Raw genomic sequence first — 20,992 nt, 5'->3', positions numbered from 1 at the left:
CCACACATTTCAGTCAGGCTTTTATTGTTAATTAACCTATTGATCCTTAAGCAATCCAGATTGTCTCACAGAGGAGAGGAACTGATGGAACTGCTCAATGTTTAATTGCTGTGCGCTATCCGAGAGGGCTACCGCCGGATTTGGATGAACCTCAACCATAACACCATCTGCACCTGCTGCAAGAGCTGCCTTGGCACATGGGGCAAGGATATCTTTACGCCCGGTAGAGTGGGTGACATCCACAAGCACAGGCAAATGGGTTTCTTGTTTCAGAATCGGTACAGCAGAGATGTCTAGTGTGTTTCGTGTTGCTTTTTCATAGGTGCGAATGCCGCGTTCAATCAGCATAACCTGTTTGTTTCCCCGGGAGACAACGTACTCCGCAGCATGAACGAATTCATCAATGGTTGCCGCCAAACCACGTTTCAGCAGAATAGGAATCTTAACATCCCCGGCAGCCTTGAGCAGTTCAAAGTTTTGCATGTTACGGGCACCAATCTGGATGACATCAATATACTGGCCAGCCAGTTCAATATGACTTGGATGCACAATCTCACTAATGGTCTTCAATCCGAACTCGTCGGCAACTTCCTTCAGAATTTTCAATCCTTCGATTCCAAGTCCCTGGAAGTCATATGGAGAAGTACGAGGTTTAAATGCTCCTCCGCGCATCACGGTAATGCCGGCTTCTTTCAGTGCTGCTGCGACCTCGCGTACCTGCTCATAACTTTCAACCGAGCATGGGCCAGCAATCATAATGGGTTTGCCTGCGCCAACCTTGACGTTTCCGATGGAAACGACAGTATCTTCTTGCTGATTTTTGCGGCTAACGAGCAGCTGTTTCTTGTGTTCGTCAACCTGAAGGTTCAGGGAAGCCTGGAAAATCTGTTTGAACAGAAGTTTGATGGCATCGTCTTGGAAAGGCCCCGGATTAGCGGCAGTCAGTTCCTCCAGCATTTCTTTTTCGCGAACCGGATCAAACTTGGGTACACCTTGTTTTTCCTTGATTTGACCAATTTCCTGTGTAATTTGGGCACGTTCTGACAACAAGTGCAGGAGGTTATGATTAATTTCACTCAATCGGCCTCTTAATTGTTCCAAGTTCTTGCTTTGATCCATGCTGATCTACTCCTTCGATTTAGATTTATGAAAAAACACAAAAAGGCCCTTCATCCGTAAGGGACGAAGAAGCCGTGGTACCACCCTAATTAGAAACGGTCTGCTGATTGAATACAGCTGATCTGTTTCTCACTTTGACCTTTTAACGCAAGGAACGGATTGTCCTAGAAGCTATATCCAAGAGGAGCAGCTCTTCAGCAATCGGCTCGGGAGTGAACTTCGGCGGCGTGTTCCTTTCGGGTGCTCTCAGTCTTTGGCACCGCGTCCCTGTAATGAACGATAACTCCGCGTACTCTTTCCGTCATAGCCTGTATGAATAATGATGTTCTGTTCTGTATTTCATGATGCACGTTATGAATTGAAGTTATACTAGCATCTCATGTTCCTTGTCTGCAAGAAGCTGAATTAATGCCATGCATCAATAACGCTTTACCGTGATGCATTATCCATGTGCTTCCAGTGTTCTGTGAGATTTACTAATGACTCCATGGGAATAGTATTCGCAAGGGTTTGCCATTCGAAGTATAATATAAGGTAATATAAGTGAATTCAAGCGAATGAGAATAAGAGGAGAAGTTATGAATAAAACGATTTCGGATATCGCCCAAATGGCAGGCGTGGCGAAGAGCACAGTCTCTCGTTTCCTGAATGGTGGTTCTGTTAGCGACGATACACGGGAAAAAATTGAGCGCATTATTAAACAATACAATTACGTACCCAATACGTTTGCACAGAGTCTCAAGGCCAAAAAAACCAGTATTATTGGAACGGTTGTTCCTCGTCTGGATTCCTTTGCAACCTCTCAGACATTGATCGGTATCGATGAAGAATTAAGAAATAATCAGTACCAGATGCTGATCGCGAATACGAGCCAGGATATGCAGCGCGAGATCGACGCCATATATGACTTTGCCAGACAGAAGGTATCCGGTATTATTCTGCTTGCCGCAGAAGTGACGGATGCACATCTGAAAGCTGTTGAAGACATCGGAATTCCGGTGCTATTGGTAGGACAGCAGCATGAACAACTGCACAGTCTGGTTCATAATGATGATCAGGCAGGGTATGAGATGGGGAAGCATGTTGTGGAAAACGGCCATCGGAAGATCGTCTATATTGGTGTTACCGAGAGAGATCAGGCGGTGGGTATCCATCGCAAACAGGGGTTCAAGCGTGCGATCAACGAATGTGTTGGCTGTGATGTGACGTATTATGAGACAAGCTTCAAAATGTCCGAGGCGATCATTACCGCAGAAGCGATTTTGGAAGAAAGTAAACCGACCATTATTGTGGGCGCAACAGATAACATCGCACTGGGTGTGATGAAGATTGCTTTTTCCAATAAGATACAAATCCCTCAGGAATTATCGGTTACCGGATTTGGCGGTTATGAAATTACCGAGATGATTCATCCTACACTAACGACAGTAAAATATCATTATTTTGAGGCAGGTCAAGTGGCGGCCCAGCACATTATTCGTCTGGTAAAAGGCGAGCAAGTGGAGCAGTGCACGATCCTTGATGTGGAGATTATTCCACGAGAAAGCGTTGACAAGATATAAATGAATCCTTTATGATAATTCCATCGAACCGGTTCCACATCAGATGTCCACTACGGATATGGGAACACGGTGGCAGGCGAAAAGCCATATGGAATTATTTTTTTGAGTTTGTTGGAACCGGTTCCTCTGATTTGGGTTTTACTTTTAGCTAGGATGGAGAACACTTTTTATGAAAATGACTAGAGAGCAACGCTACAGACGAATCGAGCAGGCAGAGCCTGGAGAAATAGGCAAGCTGGAAGCTTTGATCTCTGCTTGTCCATGGAGACAGCATTACCATATCCAGCCGATAACCGGACTGCTTAATGATCCTAACGGATTCTCCTATTACCAGGGATATTATCATCTGTTCTATCAGTGGTTCCCGCTCGGCACCGAGCATGGAATGAAATATTGGTACCATACCCGTTCAACGGATCTGGTGCATTGGGAAGAAGTCGGAATCGGAATCCAGCCGGGCGACACATATGATTCACACGGGGCATATTCGGGCAGTGCTATTGAAAAAGATGGCCAACTCCATCTGCTATACACGGGCAATACAAGAGATGAGGACTGGATCAGACATCCGTATCAGTGTCTGGCGATTATGGATGAAAGCGGTTCAATAACCAAAGTGCATCAACCTGTGATCACAGAAGTACCTTCTGGCTACACGGAACATTTCAGAGACCCCAAGGTTTGGCAGCAGGGTGACACGTATTATTGTGTGATTGGAGCCCAGCGTGTAGATGAAACGGGATGCACGGTATTATATCGCTCGTCAGATCTCAAAAACTGGACGTTTCTTGGTGAGATTCATACTGGGCTACCTAACTTTGGCTACATGTGGGAGTGCCCCGATTATCTGGAGATGCAGGGTCAAGGTGTACTTATCTTTTCGCCACAAGGAATAGAGAGTCATGAAGATGAGTATCAGAATATTTTTCAGTCGGGCTATCTGATTGGCGAACCACTGGATCTTCAGACAAGGCAATTCGAACATGGTTCATTTCATGAGATGGATCGGGGATTCGACTTTTATGCCCCACAGACGATGCAGGCGTCGGATGGAAGACGAATTTTGGTGGGCTGGATGGGACTTCCCGATTTGGAGTATCCGACAGATAAGAGTGGATGGGCACATTGCCTGACGATTCCGCGGCAGTTGTCACTCCGGGAGGGTAAGTTAATTCAGCAGCCAGTCTCTGAAATGGTGAAGCTGCGTGGGGATTCTGAGGGGAATCATATGGAATTCACAATGAATCATGAGACTCGATCTTTCGCAGACTTTGCTGGATTGGCTTATGAATTGGAATGTGAGATCCGTGATTTTGACGCAGAGGTTGTAGGCATTGAATTGCGGGCGAGTGTAGAGGAGAAAACCGTGTTGCAGTATGATCGGTTGGCACAGAAAGTAACCCTGGATCGCTCGCAGTCAGGCGCCACACTCGCGGATCAGAACGGGAATGTACGGCGCTGCGCATTGGATGCAGAAGTGCTGAAGTTCCATATCTTTGTGGATTCTTCTTCTGTTGAGATCTTTGTCAACGATGGAGAAGAGGTATTCACAAGTCGCATCTTTCCAAGCAAGGATAGTACGGAGATTCGCTTCTTTGCACTTGGAGGTAAGGCAGGATTTAAGGCATCAAAATGGGATTATTAGATATAACGTGAGAGGAATGAAGGACCATGTCGGATAATCAGCAGATTGCCCAGGACGTTATTCGTGCCATCGGGGGCAAAGAAAATATCGCATCATTTGCACACTGTGCAACACGTCTTCGGATCATGGTGAATGACAAGGACAAGATCGATCAGAAGCAGGTCGAGAACATAGACAAAGTTAAAGGAGCCTTTTTCAACTCTGGCCAGTATCAGATCATTTTTGGAACAGGAACGGTGAACCGGATATTTGAAGAGGTCGAGAAGCTGGGCATCGAAGGGTCTTCCAAGGAAGATGTGAAGAGTCAGGGCAAGAAGGAAGGCAATGCTTTTCAACGGGCCATTCGCACGTTCGGTGATGTTTTTGTACCAATTATCCCTGTGCTGGTAGCAACGGGGCTGTTCATGGGTTTGCGAGGGCTGCTCACTCAAAATGAAATTTTATCACTTTTTGGTGCAACACCGGAGGACATTTCACCCAATTTCCTCTTATTTACTCAGATCCTGACGGACACAGCATTTGCATTTCTGCCTGCACTCGTAGCCTGGTCTGCATTCCGTGTGTTTGGCGGGAGTCCGGTTCTCGGCATCGTTTTGGGTCTGATGCTTGTGAATCCGGCGCTGCCGAATGCATACGCTGTGGCCGATGGATCAGCACAACCGCTGCACATGTTCGGATTCATCCCGGTAGTCGGATATCAGGGTTCCGTGCTGCCTGCGTTCTTCGTCGGATTGATCGGAGCGAAGTTTGAGAAGCTTCTGAGAAGACGCGTACCAGAGGCGCTTGACTTAATTCTTACCCCTTTTATTACACTGACGGTTATGATTACGCTGGGCCTTTTCGCAATTGGTCCGGTATTCCATTCTCTAGAGGAGTGGGTGCTGCATGGAACGACAGCCGTATTGGGACTTCCATTTGGTATTGCGGGCATTATTATTGGTTTCTTCCATCAAATTATTGTTGTTACCGGTGTACATCACATCTTTAACTTTCTGGAGATTCAATTGCTGGAGAAAACGGGCTTTAATCCGTTCAACGCGATTATTACATGCGCTATGGCTGCGCAAGGAGCAGCTTGTCTGGCGGTGGGGTTGAAGACCAAAAATACAAAGCTGAAAGCACTCGCACTGCCTTCGTCATTCTCTGCATTTCTAGGGATTACCGAACCTGCTATCTTCGGGGTTAACTTGCGGTATATGAAACCGTTTATCATGGGCCTTGTCGGAGGCGCTGTCGGTGGATTTATCGCGTCATTGTTCCATTTGCAAGGTACAGGTATGGCGGTGACGGTTATTCCGGGCACCCTGCTGTATTTGAACAGTCAATTGCCTTTGTACATTTTGTCCAACGTGGTGGCCATGGGAATTGCATTTGCACTTACCTGGTTCTTCGGATATAAGGATCAGCCGGTTGCGGAGGAAGTTCCGAGCAATGCTGGAGATGAGAGCAAGACGGAAGTTCTGTCGCAAAAGTCAAACTCCTCTGCCAGTCAGGCCGTTAACCATCGCACCAAGGTAGATATGTTGGAAATTGCATCACCGATCACTGGTACAGCTGTTGCTTTGGAGCAGGTTCCTGATCCTGCATTCTCGGAAAAGCATATGGGAGAAGGGATCGCTATCGAGCCTTCTGAGGGTAAAGTATTTGCACCTTTTGATGGTGTCATCGCTCATGTGATGAATAAGAGCAAACATGCGGTAATCCTGGAACATGAAACCGGTGTTCAAATGCTTGTGCATATTGGGATTAATACCGTTGGACTGAAGGGGGAGGGTTTTACCGCATATGTGAATAGCGGAGACACCGTAACCGCAGGACAACTGTTAATTGAATTTGATATGGAAGCGATCCAGGCTGCCGGACTGCCATTGATTACACCTGTGCTCATCCCGAATGGGAACGAAAGCATTGAACAGGTGATGCCAACTATGACAGGCCCAGTTCAAGCTAATGGAGAAGCACTAATCGTTGTGAAATTTACAGAACCACAATAAGCGTAAACTTTTGAACAAGACAGGTCGGAAAATGCAAAGAGACCCGGTGTATATCACCAGGGTTTCTTTGCACTTTTATGTATCTTTTCTACTTAACGGAAGGTGTCAAAAAGAATAATACGTCAGCGCGTATTGCATCAGAAAGGCACGAATTTCTTCCCGGTTTAACATCACATCAGATGTGCTGCCTTGCTCCAGGTTGAGAAGCAAATTACTGACGGCTTCATGCAGGAACAGCTTGCGTTCATTTCCCCACAGCTCTTGATGCTGCTGGATAAATTGCGTGACCTGCGACAGCTCCATACCTTTTAAAACTCTGAACACCGAAGCCCATTTTACCAGATCAGAGGGATGGGAGCCTACAGGCAATTCAAATTCGGCAAAACCATGAACATTCCCGCATGAGATTTTGAACAATCCGCAGTAACAGGATGAATGTTCCCGCGCTATGAAGGGTAATTTTCGCATATCGTACCGAATAATTTCCATGGAACTAATTCGGGTATCAACACGAATCTCCGTTCGAATTTCCACATCACAATCTGCAATCACACGCTCCAACCTCCATAGGCAAAATCACCTTATCGTTTCTATTGTTTTTGTTATCCTGCCGATTATATTACGACTGAACACAGCTCAAGTAAAATCTACCGGAATGGATATACGCCTGATTTTCCGATTTTTGGTTTGGAATTCATACATGTAAGCGATTAACAAGAGATATATCTTCGTTTTGGACTCGAATAACTCGATTTTTTCTTCCGCTCATGACAGACCGAGTAACATGCCGCATGACAGCGTAAAGAGGAGATTAGTCAAGAAATCCTCACCTGGATTGTCTGGAATCGATCAGAACGGTGCAGAAATCGAATACCGTTCAATTGCAGAGATGTAGACAGAGGACTATGATTCGCACATAACGTACTCCAGATGGCATTTGCAGGATCTGATGTGAAGGCGAGGTTGGCGGCAATGGATGAAGCAATGATGGTGGTTTCGACAGGACACGGTGCGGCGGGAATGAATTTTGTGGATGTATTACTGAAGAGAGGATTTGCAGTTGTCGTGCTTGTACACAGTGAAGAAGAGGGGGAACAACTTCAATCGCTTGGTGCAGTTACTGTGCGTTACATTCAGGAAATGGCAGACCGTAACCAGCTTCCGCTTGAATTTGTAGTAAAAAGCGCCTTTGTATTCGAAAATAGCTTGCCGCAGTGCTGTCAGGACATTGAGTTGTGTCGCAGTTTGTGTCCGCAACAACTCTATGTCGTTTCCAACAACAGGGCTCCTGTTGGGCTTGTTTATAAAGGTCTGGGAGCAACATATGTCATTCACAGCCGGAGTGGAGATGTTTCATTTTTAGTGTAGTATGGCAAAAGCAAAAAAACAGGACGGCGAAGTTAACCTGATAACGGATCGCCGTCTTCATTCATGACTATAGGCCAGCGTGTCGTTTCAATCGTTCTGCAATCTGAATCAGATCCTCTGGGGATACACCAGGTGCGAACTCTTCCGGCAGATCGGGAAGTTCAGGGATGGCTCCACTGTGACCCGGCAAGCCGGCAAAGGCTTCAAGTTTACCGCCATCGATTGGATGTTCTCCTTTCCAGATCTGAGCAATGCGCTGATAGTCCTTGTCACTAAAGGTATAGAGTCTACGGTGCTCACCCATGGCTTCCCATTTGCGTGTTGTATCAAACACCTTATTGTCCAGCCGCGGAATAGGAAATAACTTGGTTACATCGACTCCAGTCGCTATTTCCAGTGCCTTGGCATAGGCCAAAATATGTACGCCTCCACGCACGAGCAAATATCCTGTCATCTCCCTGGCTGTTGGATGATCAGTCATCTCGTAAACTCTCATCTTGTGAGTTCGCGCCCCGCATTCGAGGAAGAAGTTATGAAGCAGATCAAAGATCAGATTACCACTGCTAACGACATAAGAACCATTCCAAGGTCTGCCCATGGAATCGTATGGAAGCGCCGTTTGAGCGGATTCGATAAAGTGTGAAGTCATACGAGCATCCTTGCCAATGCGCAATGGTGTGGAGTCGGGATCACCCGGTGAAGTTGAGCCAACAAGCATCAGGTTAATGGTATTGGCGACAAGTTCAACGTGGCCGAATTCTTCAGCCGTAATGCTAGCCACGATGTCATAGAAGGGGCGCAGCTTCGACTTTCCTCTGAAATTAAAAGACTGAAACAAATAATTGTTCAACGTTGACATTTCCCCAAACTTGCCACCTAACAGTTCCTGTACCGCGCTAGCTCCATTGGGGTCCGGATTATTGGATAGTGGCAGTTCGATAGCTAGACGGTCTACCCGTTTAAACATTACATTTCCTCCTCAAGCCAAATTACTGTAAAGGTATGAGAGGTTACTTGTACGTTATTCGGGGATTCGAATTTAATAATCTGATTGATTATAGAAACATAAAGAACGTTCTGTCAGAACTTGTGCTCTGAACAGAACGTTTAGCATTAATAATATAAAAGCGATATTTAAATTATGAAGAGATTCCTACTACACTGGAACCATTCTTCGTAATTTTGTACGTAATGACGTCTCCGCTCCAGAAGTGGAACTTGAGAATGACTTCGCCATTATTTGTTTCGTTGAAGAAGTTTTGTTTCAGTTCAATGACGTTGCTACTATAATTCGGACTGAAAGCGTAGGAAAATTCTTTGAATGAAGTCCAGTTTTGCGGACCCGCGTTTCCGCCACTTGTATAAGTGGCTTCCATGGTGGCCAGCTGATTGCCATTAAAAGTAGTCGGAATCGCAAACGAGCTCGTTGTGCCCGTTACATTGCTCAGTTTAGGTGTATCATATTTGATGATATTCAGGTTCCAGTTTGCGCCTTTGTTGAATTTGACGGTCAACTTGGCATTAACCCCAAGATTGCCGGAAGTGGTCAGTCTGGTTAACAGGCTTGATTTTAACGTAAGCACATCACCGTTGATCGTGTAATCTGTACCTTGAACAAGGGTAGTGCTGCCATTAGCAAGAGAACTAAATGTATTGCCATTGAGATTCAGTTTTACGGTTTTATCCTGGATTGCAGCACCTTTTTTCAGATAAACCAGATCGGATTCAGCTGTGGAGGAACGACCTGTCCAACTTGCTTTCATTGTGTTATACAGATCCTGATCAGACCATGTGAAGCTGGTACGGCCGAAATGCTGTCCATTATCCCATAACATGGTGGTCATCTGTTTCTGACGCAGGTATTGGCCGATAAATTCGAAGAATTTCAGCTTCTCACCTTGCTCGATGACACCTGTGTGCTGATCAAAACCGAGCAAGCCATACTCACCGACGATAACCGGAATACCTTTGGCTGTAAATGCATTGTAGACTCGGTCAAATGTATCGGTAATATCCTGTTGCACTTCAGCATTATATTTGGTGTACCCTGCGATATTCACGCTGAATGGCCAGAAACCATAGTAGTGAACGGTAGCGATAATGTTAGGGTCATTCAATTTTGCGATTGTCTGGGATAATGCATCGAGATCTGGTTGAGCGGAAGAGGTATGCATCGTTGGGAGAACCAATGGACGTGTTGCATTGTTACCGCCGGATGCTCTCACGATGTTATGAAAAGATACATTCAACTCTTCCAGCAAAGCGTATGCTGTAGCGGTATTCGTTGTACCACCTTCGGTGAAGCGTGGTTCATTTACACTTTCGAACATCAGCTTAGTGGATGAGTTTTTGAATTTGTTTGCAATTTGAGTCCAGGCAGAGTTGTAACGAGCAAGAACATTGGCATGGTCATTCTCCATATAGCTGATCCACTGCCATGAATCGTGATGGATATTGATCATGACATATAGATTGGCATCCAGGGCCCAGTTTACAACCTGTTGAACGCGATTCATGTAAGCGGTATCAATAGTGTAGTTGGGTGCTCCTCCTATATGAGCTTGCCAGGTCACTGGAATACGAATGCTTTTGTAGCCTTGATTGGCGATATTTTGAATCAGTTGTTGAGTGATCAGCGGGTTTCCCCAGGCCGTTTCATCTGCACCAACAGCGTCCAGCGAGTTACCCAGATTCCAGCCCGGCTCCATCGCAGTAACATAGGACTGAATATTGGTTGGAGCAGCGGCGGTTGCATTTGCCTGAATCGAGTCATCTGAAGCAGCAGAAGCGATGGCTGATGAGAACAGGGATAGGATCATTGCCGTTACGATAGTGAGCGAGAGGGCCGATTTGCGGTTTTTGTTCATTAACATATTCTCCTTTGTAAATATAATTGTTGAACTAAAAATATAGCGCTTACAAAAAAAGAAAATTTAAGCTTAGCATAGAACAATACACCGGATTGATTTAAATGGAATCACCACCAAAATAAGTATTGAAAACGTTTTCTGAAATGCAAATATATCATGATTTATTCAAAGAAAATACCATGATAATTGGATAATAATTCATGTAAAAATTAGTGATTATGACAATTATGGAATATCGTAGGGGGTGGTGTGGATTACTCTTTTACATGAAAAACTTCTGTGGATATCAGCATTAATTCTACAATTTGTGTGTTCATATATTGCGGAGACGTTGGGAAATCTTCTTCAATCCAGCGAATCAAAAGACCTGCGACTCCATGAGCCCGATAGATGTATAACCATTTTGGATCAATTACGGACCCTTCCTCAAGCTCATAATCGTATTCTGCTACAAAAAGATCCTCAATGACTCTCGCCATTTGGTAGCGAAAATCCACCTGGATATGATCACTCAATAACAATTTGTATAGTGCAGCTTGTTCTTTCAAGTATGTAAACAGCGTGATATCTTCGGCATGCATTTCTTTTAAATTGACTTTGGTGATGTATCTGTATGGATTCTTGATCTGTTGAACAAATTCGACTAGAACCTCCTGAATAATCTCACGTAACAAATCCTCTTTGGTTGCGAAATTGGCATAAAATGTGCCCCGATTATAATTGGCCTCCCGGACAATTTCAGATATGGAGATCTGTTGAAAAGGCTTTTGTGAAAGCAAGCGTAGAAAAGTTTCTTTGATATCTGACTTGGAACGCAAAATGCGTTTGTCAATTCGATCTGTCATGAATAGTTCACCTCGTTTACAGTATCGTTCATGTCATTTAATTCTGCAACTTGGTGTACAAAATACGATCAAGTGTACAGTAACGTACAATTCTAGGCATATTACGGATTGAATAAGGTCACTGATATAGATATATTGAGGATTGTTTAAAATTAATATTAATGGAGGTATTCATATGACATTTCCCGTATTGGAAGGTAAAGTGGCCATTGTAACAGGGGCAGCGATGGGCATGGGTGAAGCAACTGCTCAACTTTTTGCCGCAGCCAAAGCAAAGGTAATCGTTGCAGATTTTAACGAAGAGAAAGGACAGGCTGTCGTTGAATCCATTCGTGCGGCTGGTGGTGAATCCGCTTTCGTGAAAGTCGATATTTCCAAATCGGAAGAAGTACAAGCGATGGTGAAGTTTGCAGTTGAGACTTATGGACAACTGGACGTGGCCGTTAATAATGCCGCACTCACGCCAGATGACAAACCAGCAGCTGAATTTGACGAAGCCTACTGGCATCGCCTGATTTCAGTTGACCTGACAGGTACTGCATTGTGTATGAAATATGAACTTCAGCAAATGCTGAAACAAGGCAAAGGCGGTTCCATTATTAACATTTCATCGGTGAGTGGATTCCGTCCTCAACCCAATAACATTGCTTATGTAGCTGCCAAGCATGGCGTGGTTGGTATGACGAAAGTAGCTGCAATGGAAAACGGACCACACAACATTCGGGTTAACTCGGTTGCTCCAGGAGCAATCGATACACCTATGCTGCGTGGTGCCTTGGATCAATTCGGTTTCACGGCAGAGGAGTATGCTCCGCAGTTGAGCTTGCTTAATCGTTTTGGACAACCTAATGAAATTGCACAAGCAAGTCTCTGGCTCGCATCTGACGCTGCTTCTTATATCACAGGCACTACGATTCACGCGGATGCAGGATACACATCTCGTTAATTATTAAAACGAAGAATTTGAAAGATCTAATCCGACTACCCAGTCACAATAAAATTGACAATTCAGCTATTCCTTGCTAAAGTTTTATCCAATCCGCATAATTGTGATCTGGGAATGTTACCGATATGGGCATAACCTGAGCTGGCTTGTATACACTGCAACGTGTATCCGGGCTGGTTCGGGTTTTTTGTATTTAAGTTGAACGAACAAACGATTTTACATTGGACACTGCGCTGCCAGAACAATCTTCCGATCGCTATTATCCCCAGATTTTTTCTGTCCTCTCCGTTTATGATGTAAATGTGTAGTTCAACTTAAAAATTTTGTATTGTAATGTTTCATGCGATTTGAGCGGATAACAGAATTACATATTTGGAAGGAGAATACAGATGACTAATTTTAAGTTTCCCAAAGACTTTTTGTGGGGTGGTGCCATTGCTGCCAATCAGGCAGAGGGTGCTTATCTGGAAGATGGCAAAGGGCTGAGCATTGTTGACTTGCTGCCGACAGGAGAGAATCGCAGAAGCATAATGAAGGGTAATGTTCCTGCATTAACCCCGCTGGAAACCGAGTTTTATCCTTCACATGAAGCAATTGATTTCTACCATCGTTATCCCGAGGATATCGCGCTATTTGCCGAGATGGGCTTCAAAGCGCTGCGTGTATCCATTTCCTGGGCGCGGATTTTCCCAACTGGAGAAGATGCACAGCCGAATGAAGCGGGTTTGCAGTTTTATGATCGATTATTCGATGAACTGTTGAAGCAGGGTATCGAGCCTGTAGTAACACTTGCTCACTTCGATGTACCCGTTAATCTAATTGAGAAATATGGCAGTTGGAGAAGCCGTGAGTTGGTGACTCTGTTCGAAACCTACGCGAAAACCGTATTCAGCCGTTACAAGGACAAGGTGAAATATTGGATGACGTTCAACGAAATTAACATGCTGCTGCATCTGCCATTCCTTGGTGCGGGTCTGGTCTTCAATGATGGTGATCATGTGAAAGAGATTCAGTATCAGGCAGCGCACCATCAATTGGTGGCAAGTGCACTGGCGGTTAAAGCCTGTCACGAGATCATCCCGGGCGCAATGATCGGCTGTATGCTTGCGGCAGGAAGCTTTTATCCTTATACCTGTAATCCGGATGATGTGTTCCAGGGCATGGAGAAAGACAGGGAGTCCTATTTCTTCATTGATGTTCAGTCGCGTGGAGAGTACCCAGGTTATGCCAAACGTTTCTTCAAGGATCATGGATTGAATATTGCCATGCAGCCAGGCGATGCGGAAATTCTGAAAAACCATACGGTTGATTATATCGGATTTAGTTATTATTCAAGTCGTACAACCTCCACAGACCCGGAAGTCGTCAAAAACATGACGAGCGGCAATGTATTTGGTTCTGTAGCGAATCCATATTTGGCAAAATCGGAATGGGGCTGGACGATTGATCCCAAAGGCATCCGTATTACAGCCAATCAACTGCACGACCGATATCAAAAACCGCTGTTTGTTGTAGAGAATGGATTTGGAGCCAATGACGTGGTTACCCCTGAAGGTGAGGTTGATGATGCGTATCGGATTGATTATCTGAAACTCCATGTTGCCGAGATGGGTGAAGCTATTCAGGATGGTGTAGAGATCATTGGTTATACAAGCTGGGGGCCAATTGATATTGTCAGCGCTTCTTCAGGAGAGATGAGAAAACGCTATGGTTACATCTATGTGGACCGTGACAATGAAGGTAAGGGTGACTTGAAGCGGATCAAGAAAAAGAGCTTCCATTGGTACAAAAATGTGATTGAATCAGATGGCAGCAATTTAGAATTGGAATAAGCAGGGGAGAAAGATGGACATTCTCCATGATCATATCGGAAGGACCACTCTTCATGGAACTTCCGATTGTTCCCTCGTTGAAAGCGTTGACATATGTGTCTCTTCGCGCTATACTTGACGCAATTATATCGTTTTGGGATTGTTACTACTTGAAGTAGGCAAAACCTAAGCACCAAAAAAACAGACGTACATGTCTTGTTTATTTTGTGATGCTTCAGGTTTTTTTTGTATGCCCAAAAGGCGATATATGACTGCCAAGAGAGTGGATCGTGACGGGGGGATTGAAGTGAAAATAGCAAAGGTTATCAACAATAACGTCATTAGCATCTATCAGGCGGATGGAGCAGAGCTTGTAGTGATGGGGCGTGGGATTGCCTTTAAGAAAAAGCCGGGGGATAAAGTAGACGAGACCCGTATCCAGAAAGTATTTGCGCTTAAAAACAAGCAGACATCCGACAATTTTAAAATGCTTCTGCGTGAAGTACCCATGGAACTAATCGAAATTGTGGAAGAAATTATTACCTACGCCAGAGAGAATCTGGGCCGTAACCTGAATGAAAATATTTATGTTTCTCTGACAGATCATATTAACTTTGCGATTGAACGATATCGTGAAGGGGTTGAAATCAAGAATGCACTGATGTGGGAAATCAAACAGCTGTACAAGGCTGAGTTCGGACTGGGTCTGAAAACGCTGGAGCAGATCAAGTCCAGACTTCATATCGAGCTTCCACCGGATGAAGCAGCGTATATTGCCCTGCATATTGTCAATGCGGAGATGAATGAAGAAGTTATTACAACAATGAACATCACGAAGTTTATTCAGCAGATTATTAATATAGCGAAATATCACTTCAAGATGGAATTCGATGAAGAGTCTCTCAGCTATTTTCGTTTCATTACGCATCTGAAGTTCTTCTCCCAGAGGGTATTAAGCGGCACGCATTATGACAATAATTATGACCACTTTTACGACATGATCAAAGAGAAGCACCCGGAAGCGGCGGCATGTACGGAGAAAATCGAAATGTTCGTCAACAAGGAATATAACCATCAGCTTACCAACGAAGAGAAATTGTATCTGACCGTCCACATTGAACGGGTCGTTAATCGATAATAATTAAAATGTTGACAAATTTGGTTAAATCATAATAATATGAGATTAACAGGAATTAAATACGATTTAACTGGGATTGTTACTGGTTATGCAGGCAAAACCTAAGTCATGAGAAGGAAGGACCAATGTGTCCAAACCTTACTCAAGGCTTAGGTTTTTTGCGTGCAAAAAAATCGGTAAGGTGCCTGTTTTAGTAAATATGGGGGTGCACATCATGAGTCAGGAAAAACTCGCAAAAGAGATCGTCGAGCTGGTCGGTGGCGAAAAGAATGTGGTATCACTGGTACATTGCGCAACACGTTTGCGGTTTGTATTGAAGGATGATGCCAAGGCAGACAAAGCCAAGCTGGAAAAGACAGAAGGAATCATTGCAGTCAAGGAAAACGGGGGTCAGTTCCAGGTGGTCGTTGGCAATAAGGTGCCTGAGGTTTACAACGCCATTGGTCAGATCAGCAACATTTTGGATGATTCTTCCGAAAAGGAAAAGCCGAAGAAGTCCGCAAAAGGCTTAGGCGGCATCATCGATGTGATTTCTAGTATTTTCGCACCGCTATTAGGGGTTATGGCGGGAGCAGGTATCTTGAAAGGGCTGCTGCTCATTGCAAGCAATGTCGGCTGGCTGGAAACAACGGAAAGTACGTATAAGATCCTATTTGCAGCAGCAGACAGCCTGTTTTATTTCTTACCTTTGCTGTTAGCGGTTACAACTGCTCGCAAATTCCAGGGTAACATGTTTGTAGCAATGACCATTGCAGGCGCATTAATCTATCCTTCCATCGTCACGCTCAAGGCGGAGGGAACGCCAACCGATTTCTTCGGTATTCCTGTGATTTTGATGAATTATTCATCTACCGTTATCCCTATTATTCTGGCAGTTATCGTCATGAGTAAATTGGAGAAATTCTTCAATAAAGTTCTTCACGAAAGTGTGAAAAATTTTGTCACTCCATTATTTTTGCTTGTCATTATGGTACCTCTTACTTTGCTTGTATTCGGTCCATTTGGAGTATATGTAGGTAATGCCATTGCATCAGGACTTGTGGCCGCCTTCGGATTCAGTCCGCTATTGGCAGGAGCCGTTATGGGTGCAAGCTGGCAGCTGCTCGTTATTTTCGGAATTCACTGGGGTCTTATTCCCGTTTTTATCAACAACGTTGCAGTGTATGGACGTGATGGCGTCAAACCGGCTGCGACGGCTTCCATCTTTGCACAGACCGGAGCTGCATTCGGCGTTATGCTGAAAACCAAAAATAAAAAGCTGAAAACGCTGGCGGGTTCATCGACATTGACAGCCTTGTTCGGGATTACCGAGCCGGCCATCTATGGTGTCACTCTGCCACTCAAACGTCCATTCATCGCAGGAGTGATCGGGGGTGCTGTTGGTGGGGCCATCATTGGTCAGGCAGGTACTCAGGCATTTGCTTCGGGCGCTCCAGGATTACTGACTTTGCCTATCTTCTATGGACCAGGTGGAGAGGGCTTCCCTGGACTGATTCTTGGGATCTGTGTATCCTTTGTTGTTTCGGCTGCATTGACGTACATTATGGGATTCAAAGATCCGGTGGAAGAGGAAGAACAAGAAAAAAGCACGGAATCCACCAATGCATCAGTAAGAACAGCGGATTCCTTGGATCAAGAAGTTCTTAGTCCGATTGAGGGGACCATTGTTGAACTGACTGAGGTGCCAGATCCGGCATTTTCATCCGGCGCGATGGGCAAAGGCATTGCGATCGAGCCGGCAGTTGGCCGAGTCGTTGCTCCTTTTGACGGTACCATTACCGTGGCCTTCAAAAAGAAACATGCGCTGGCTGTTGTATCGGATACAGGTGCGGAGATATTGGTCCATGTCGGGGTGGATACCGTCAAGCTCGATGGTCAGCACTTTACATCACATATTCAGGAAGGTGATCGGGTTAAAGCAGGAGATTTGCTGCTGGAATTCGATATCGCTGCAATCAAGGCCGCTGGTTATCATACGGTAACCCCTATTATTGTAACGAATTCTGCAAACTATGAGGAAGTGGTTCCTTTGACTACAGGAGAAGTTCGGGTTCAAGAGCCTTTACTTACCCTATATGGTGGAAAGGGACAGGAACAATAGTAGAAATAACAAAAGCCGCGTCCAACGTGGAACAGAACGTTTCTGTTTACTTGGACACGGCTTTTTTTGCTGTTACCCAATCAAATTCATCAGATCCTGAACCTGTCCCATCATGGAGATTGGATCTTCCCGAAGCCAGTCCTCCGTCATACGGTAAACCTGACCGTTCTGCACTGCCGGAAGCTGCTGCCAATACTTGCTGCGTTCAAGCTGTTCAAACTGTCGGATGGATTCCGGGTCGCCCGACACAACGATAAAGAGATGATCACCCGCATACTTATGCAATTGATCCAAAGGAATATCTTCTTTGAACGGATGAGATTTATTTTGCTGGGCTGCCAGCACCGGAGCAGGTGGTTTTAATTGCAAATCACGATATAACACACCTACGTCGTAGTAGACCTGGAAGGTAGCGGGAAGTCCTCTCATCCAGAAGAATGAAACTGTTTGGTCACCATCTTGAAGAGGAGACAAGACTCTTTGGGTTTCCTTGATCTTGTTCATATAGCTTTCCATCCAGGCTTCTGCCACAGATGTCCTTCCAGTCAAATCCGCAATAAGACGAAAGCGTTCAAAGAAGGGCAGGGACCAGGGAACATCCAGTGTAGGAGCAATTTTGGAGTATTCGGCATAATGATGCCCGTTAAAAGTCACGATGAGATCGGGTTTCAGCTCCGATATCTTATCCATATATGGCGTTACCACGGAATTTCCAATCGAAGGAACACCTCGCACATGACCCTGGTAATAACGGCAGTCTAGCAATTGGTAAGGTGCACCAATCGGTGTTATGCCGAGCGCCAGCAGCTCACCCAGGAACTGAAAGGAGGCGACACGCATTGTATGCTTTCTTAGATGAATATATAAACGCGGCGATACACCGGTATATTGCTTGAAGCTACGACTGAAATGAAAAGGATCGCGGAATCCGATGTGTCCTGCAATTTCCTGAATCGAATCATTTGATTCCAGCAGACGTTTTTTGGCACGATTCATTCGCAAGGCATTCAAATATTTGATGGGACTCTGTCCGGTGTGCTCACGAAAAAGACGTGAAAAATGGCGTGTGGATAGCCCAGTCTCTGCGGCAAGTTGATCCAAAGTATAGTCAAGTGTAACGGATTGTTCCAACCGTTGAAGGAGTGTATCCACGGCCTGTATGCTGCGATGCTCTTTATCCATCGTGTCGGCTTTCATGGCTAGTAAAATCAATTCCTGAAACAGCACATGTTTGCTGTAGTTTTCCTTTTCATCGCAAAGATCCTCCACGGGATGCAGCAAGTGTACCAATTGAATCATGCGAGAAACATGTTCAGGGTATACTTGTCCTTGCGCTAATGCAGCCATTCGGGGCGTACCCTGAACAGTCACGGGCAGAGGTTCGAATTCAACGCTATATACTTGTAGAGGAAGATCTGATAGACTCTCAAACTGCACTTCCATACCGGGATGAAATAGAAAGCAGTTTCCTGGCATAACCTCAGTCTGTTTATCCATGGAATGGACTTGACCACGCCCTTCGGTGATAATCATCAATGTATGACGGTGTATTGATTTTGTACACGGACCGGATATCGCATCGCAGTATGTCCCTGTAAGTATATAGACCAGCGAAATCATGGTATCCCTCCTCAAAAGCTGAAAAGAAGCTCTTCAGGCAGGATCGCTGAAGAACTTCTCCTCTATTGTATATGATGTGATTAATATCTTTTATTTGGTGAGCAATTGAACGGCATCATCCAATTGAGCACTGAGAGACATCACGTCGTAAGAGAACCATAGGCTCTCATCAACCACGTAAACTTTATTATTTTTGACGGCAGGCAGTGAGTGCCACAACTGGCTATCATCCACCTCTTTCAGGAAATCAGGATCATTATCGAATCTTACCACAAACAGTCGATCTGCTGAAGCATATTCCGGCAGTTTCTCAAGAGAGATGTTGATGCCGAGTTCATGATTCCCTTTTGCCCATTCCTCTTTGACGGTATCCGTCATGTTGAACTTCAGAGCATCATATAAGGTATAACCGACATTAGCGTTCCCGTACACTCTGAGTTGACCTTTTTCAAATCCGCCAATAACCACAACGCCGAATGTCTCATCTGGTGAAACGAAGGAAGAAAGCTTGGTCCGTGCCTCTTCGGATTTCTGATTAAATGCTTGAATCCATTCCTGTGCCTGTTCGCTTCTGCCAATAACGTCAGCCACTGACTTGAAATGTTGGAATGCATCGGCACCTTCCCATTGAACAACAACCGTAGGGGCAATCTTGGACAGCTGCTCCAATTGATCCTCATTCCACTCTGCAGCAATGATGAGGTCCGGCTGCAGTTCGAGTGCCTTTTCCAAATTCAGCTTATTGGAGACCCCGATATCTTCGATCCCTTCCAATTGATCTTGAATCGAGACATAGTTGTTAAGCAGATGTGATGCTGCCCCAGCGGGCTTAAGTCCTGCTGCCAGCATTTCCGGTAAATATTGTGTAGTGAGAACACGTTGGGGATGGGCTGGAATCGTTACCTCACGGCCCAGAGCATCCTTATATACGCGAGTTGCCGATTCTAAGGCAGTATCGGTTGACGTTTCTGTCTGCTGTGCAGAATTACCTTCAGTAGAAGGTGATGATGTTTGTTTCCCTTGACCGCAAGCGGAGAGAAGCAAGGTTAGCACAAGGATAATGCACGAAAGCTGGAGTTTATTTGGATGACGCAACATAATAATGAAATCCCCTTTTTCTTTTATAATGATAATCATTATCAATTATTATAGTCAAGACTTCTTTTGAAGAACATGTTGAATATGGACTTGAAGCATGGAAAATATGGACATGACGTTCTGGCACAAAAGAAAATACCTCCAAAAATTAATTTTGGAGGCATTTGTTTCGTTTTATTCACGATCCAATGATGTCCTAAGAATCTGCTCGCACAACCGTTGAGTTCATATTGCCTGTCAGTCGTTGCGGAGGGAAGACCATGCGCACAGGTGCGATGATGATCGCAGCGAACAAGGCTTTGATTAGATCACCGATGATGTAGGGATAGAACCCTTGTATCATGGCTTCGGGTAATGACATTTTGTAGGCATAGGCCAACCAGGGCACGCCCGAAACATAGATCAACATTGAACCAAATACCTCAAATACGATAAAGGCCAGGAAATAACCAACGAATCCGTTCAGTTTGATTCTGCTGAGTAATAACCCAATGAGCAATGCGGAGAAGGGCCACATCATGACATATCCCCCGGTAGGCCCAAGGAGTACTGCAAGTCCGCCTGCGCCATGCAGAAGCGGGAAGCCAATCGCAGTCAGGACTACGACCAAAGCGACACTTAGAAAACCATATAATGGGCCAAGCAGTCCTCCTGCCAGCATAACCGCAAGAGTTTGCAGTGTAATCGGCACAGGAGAGAAACCAATGGGAATACTTATGTAACCAAAAAGAACAAGTATGGCTGCCATCAGTGCGCTGAATACAATACCTCGCAAAGATAATTTCATGTTTGAACATTCCTTTCAATTTTGGTAATCTTATTGTTAACCGATAAAACGAATGTGGTTAACGATTTGGATCGTACCACAAAAGATT

At 44.9% G+C, this 20,992-nt stretch carries 16 protein-coding genes; 8 read left to right on the top strand and 8 right to left on the bottom strand.

All coding sequences use genetic code 11. The features are described 5' to 3' along the window. Positions 1 to 36: 36 nt before the first annotated feature. Positions 37 to 1,119: a bifunctional 3-deoxy-7-phosphoheptulonate synthase/chorismate mutase gene (locus MHB84_RS30630; protein ID WP_076291089.1), complete on the bottom strand. Its 1,083-nt coding sequence runs from the start codon at positions 1,117 to 1,119 to the stop codon at positions 37 to 39. Between the two features lie 578 nt (positions 1,120 to 1,697). On the opposite strand from MHB84_RS30630, the gene MHB84_RS30625 reads away from it, so the two are divergent. The 3 genes from MHB84_RS30625 to MHB84_RS30615 all read left to right on the top strand — a co-directional run bounded on the left by MHB84_RS30625 (position 1,698) and on the right by MHB84_RS30615 (position 6,320). Beyond that, complete coding sequence (locus MHB84_RS30625) at positions 1,698 to 2,681, top strand: LacI family DNA-binding transcriptional regulator (protein WP_076291090.1); 984 nt, start codon at positions 1,698 to 1,700, stop codon at positions 2,679 to 2,681. Between the two features lie 169 nt (positions 2,682 to 2,850). Then, positions 2,851 to 4,326: a glycoside hydrolase family 32 protein gene (locus MHB84_RS30620; RefSeq protein WP_076291091.1), complete on the top strand. Its 1,476-nt coding sequence runs from the start codon at positions 2,851 to 2,853 to the stop codon at positions 4,324 to 4,326. Positions 4,327 to 4,352: 26 nt separating this feature from the next. Further along, the gene (locus MHB84_RS30615; RefSeq protein WP_076291092.1) at positions 4,353 to 6,320 is read left to right on the top strand and encodes a sucrose-specific PTS transporter subunit IIBC; all 1,968 of its coding nucleotides are present in this window, start codon (positions 4,353 to 4,355) and stop codon (positions 6,318 to 6,320) included. A 105-nt stretch (positions 6,321 to 6,425) separates the two neighbouring features. Here MHB84_RS30615 and MHB84_RS30610 read toward each other — a convergent pair whose 3' ends face one another. Beyond that, entirely contained in the window at positions 6,426 to 6,872 is a 447-nt protein-coding gene (locus MHB84_RS30610; RefSeq protein ID WP_076291093.1) for a hypothetical protein, read from the bottom strand. Between the two features lie 378 nt (positions 6,873 to 7,250). Between MHB84_RS30610 and MHB84_RS30605 the strand changes: the two genes are divergently transcribed. Next, positions 7,251 to 7,688: a hypothetical protein gene (locus MHB84_RS30605; RefSeq protein WP_076291094.1), complete on the top strand. Its 438-nt coding sequence runs from the start codon at positions 7,251 to 7,253 to the stop codon at positions 7,686 to 7,688. Between the two features lie 67 nt (positions 7,689 to 7,755). On the opposite strand, the gene MHB84_RS30600 is transcribed toward MHB84_RS30605, so the two are convergent. From MHB84_RS30600 to MHB84_RS30590, 3 genes are all read right to left on the bottom strand, one after another. Beyond that, positions 7,756 to 8,655: a manganese catalase family protein gene (locus tag MHB84_RS30600; protein WP_076291095.1), complete on the bottom strand. Its 900-nt coding sequence runs from the start codon at positions 8,653 to 8,655 to the stop codon at positions 7,756 to 7,758. A gap of 172 nt (positions 8,656 to 8,827) precedes the next feature. Further along, on the bottom strand, positions 8,828 to 10,555 hold the full coding sequence (locus MHB84_RS30595; protein ID WP_083679057.1) for a cellulase family glycosylhydrolase: 1,728 nt from the start codon (positions 10,553 to 10,555) through the stop codon (positions 8,828 to 8,830). Positions 10,556 to 10,812: 257 nt separating this feature from the next. Further along, a complete protein-coding gene (locus MHB84_RS30590; RefSeq protein ID WP_076291097.1) occupies positions 10,813 to 11,403 on the bottom strand; it encodes a TetR/AcrR family transcriptional regulator in 591 nt (196 codons plus the stop codon). Positions 11,404 to 11,578: 175 nt separating this feature from the next. On the opposite strand from MHB84_RS30590, the gene MHB84_RS30585 reads away from it, so the two are divergent. The 4 genes from MHB84_RS30585 (at position 11,579) to MHB84_RS30570 (ending at position 17,399) form a co-directional block, all read left to right on the top strand. Continuing rightward, positions 11,579 to 12,349 (top strand): SDR family NAD(P)-dependent oxidoreductase, encoded by a 771-nt coding sequence (locus MHB84_RS30585; RefSeq protein ID WP_076291098.1) that lies wholly within the window; start codon positions 11,579 to 11,581, stop codon positions 12,347 to 12,349. 389 nt (positions 12,350 to 12,738) lie between these two features. Beyond that, positions 12,739 to 14,181: a 6-phospho-beta-glucosidase gene (locus MHB84_RS30580; RefSeq protein ID WP_076291099.1), complete on the top strand. Its 1,443-nt coding sequence runs from the start codon at positions 12,739 to 12,741 to the stop codon at positions 14,179 to 14,181. 286 nt (positions 14,182 to 14,467) lie between these two features. Then, entirely contained in the window at positions 14,468 to 15,298 is an 831-nt protein-coding gene (gene licT / locus MHB84_RS30575; RefSeq protein WP_076291149.1) for a BglG family transcription antiterminator LicT, read from the top strand. Positions 15,299 to 15,512: 214 nt separating this feature from the next. Continuing rightward, positions 15,513 to 17,399, top strand: coding sequence for a beta-glucoside-specific PTS transporter subunit IIABC (locus MHB84_RS30570; RefSeq protein WP_076291100.1), 1,887 nt, complete (start codon positions 15,513 to 15,515; stop codon positions 17,397 to 17,399). A gap of 72 nt (positions 17,400 to 17,471) precedes the next feature. Here the strand turns inward: MHB84_RS30570 and MHB84_RS30565 are convergent, their stop codons facing one another. The 3 genes from MHB84_RS30565 to MHB84_RS30555 all read right to left on the bottom strand — a co-directional run bounded on the left by MHB84_RS30565 (position 17,472) and on the right by MHB84_RS30555 (position 20,904). Then, positions 17,472 to 19,019, bottom strand: coding sequence for a helix-turn-helix domain-containing protein (locus tag MHB84_RS30565; RefSeq protein WP_076291101.1), 1,548 nt, complete (start codon positions 19,017 to 19,019; stop codon positions 17,472 to 17,474). A gap of 90 nt (positions 19,020 to 19,109) precedes the next feature. Further along, positions 19,110 to 20,117, bottom strand: a complete 1,008-nt coding sequence (locus MHB84_RS30560; RefSeq protein ID WP_179087211.1) for an ABC transporter substrate-binding protein — start codon at positions 20,115 to 20,117, stop codon at positions 19,110 to 19,112. Between the two features lie 196 nt (positions 20,118 to 20,313). Beyond that, on the bottom strand, positions 20,314 to 20,904 hold the full coding sequence (locus MHB84_RS30555) for a biotin transporter BioY (RefSeq protein WP_072732639.1): 591 nt from the start codon (positions 20,902 to 20,904) through the stop codon (positions 20,314 to 20,316). Positions 20,905 to 20,992: the final 88 nt, after the last annotated feature.

The sequence above is a fragment of the Paenibacillus sp. FSL F4-0087 genome (assembly GCF_038020215.1).
Taxonomy (GTDB): Bacteria; Bacillota; Bacilli; order Paenibacillales; family Paenibacillaceae; genus Paenibacillus; species Paenibacillus taichungensis.
This window is presented reverse-complemented; position numbering and strand designations above follow the sequence as displayed.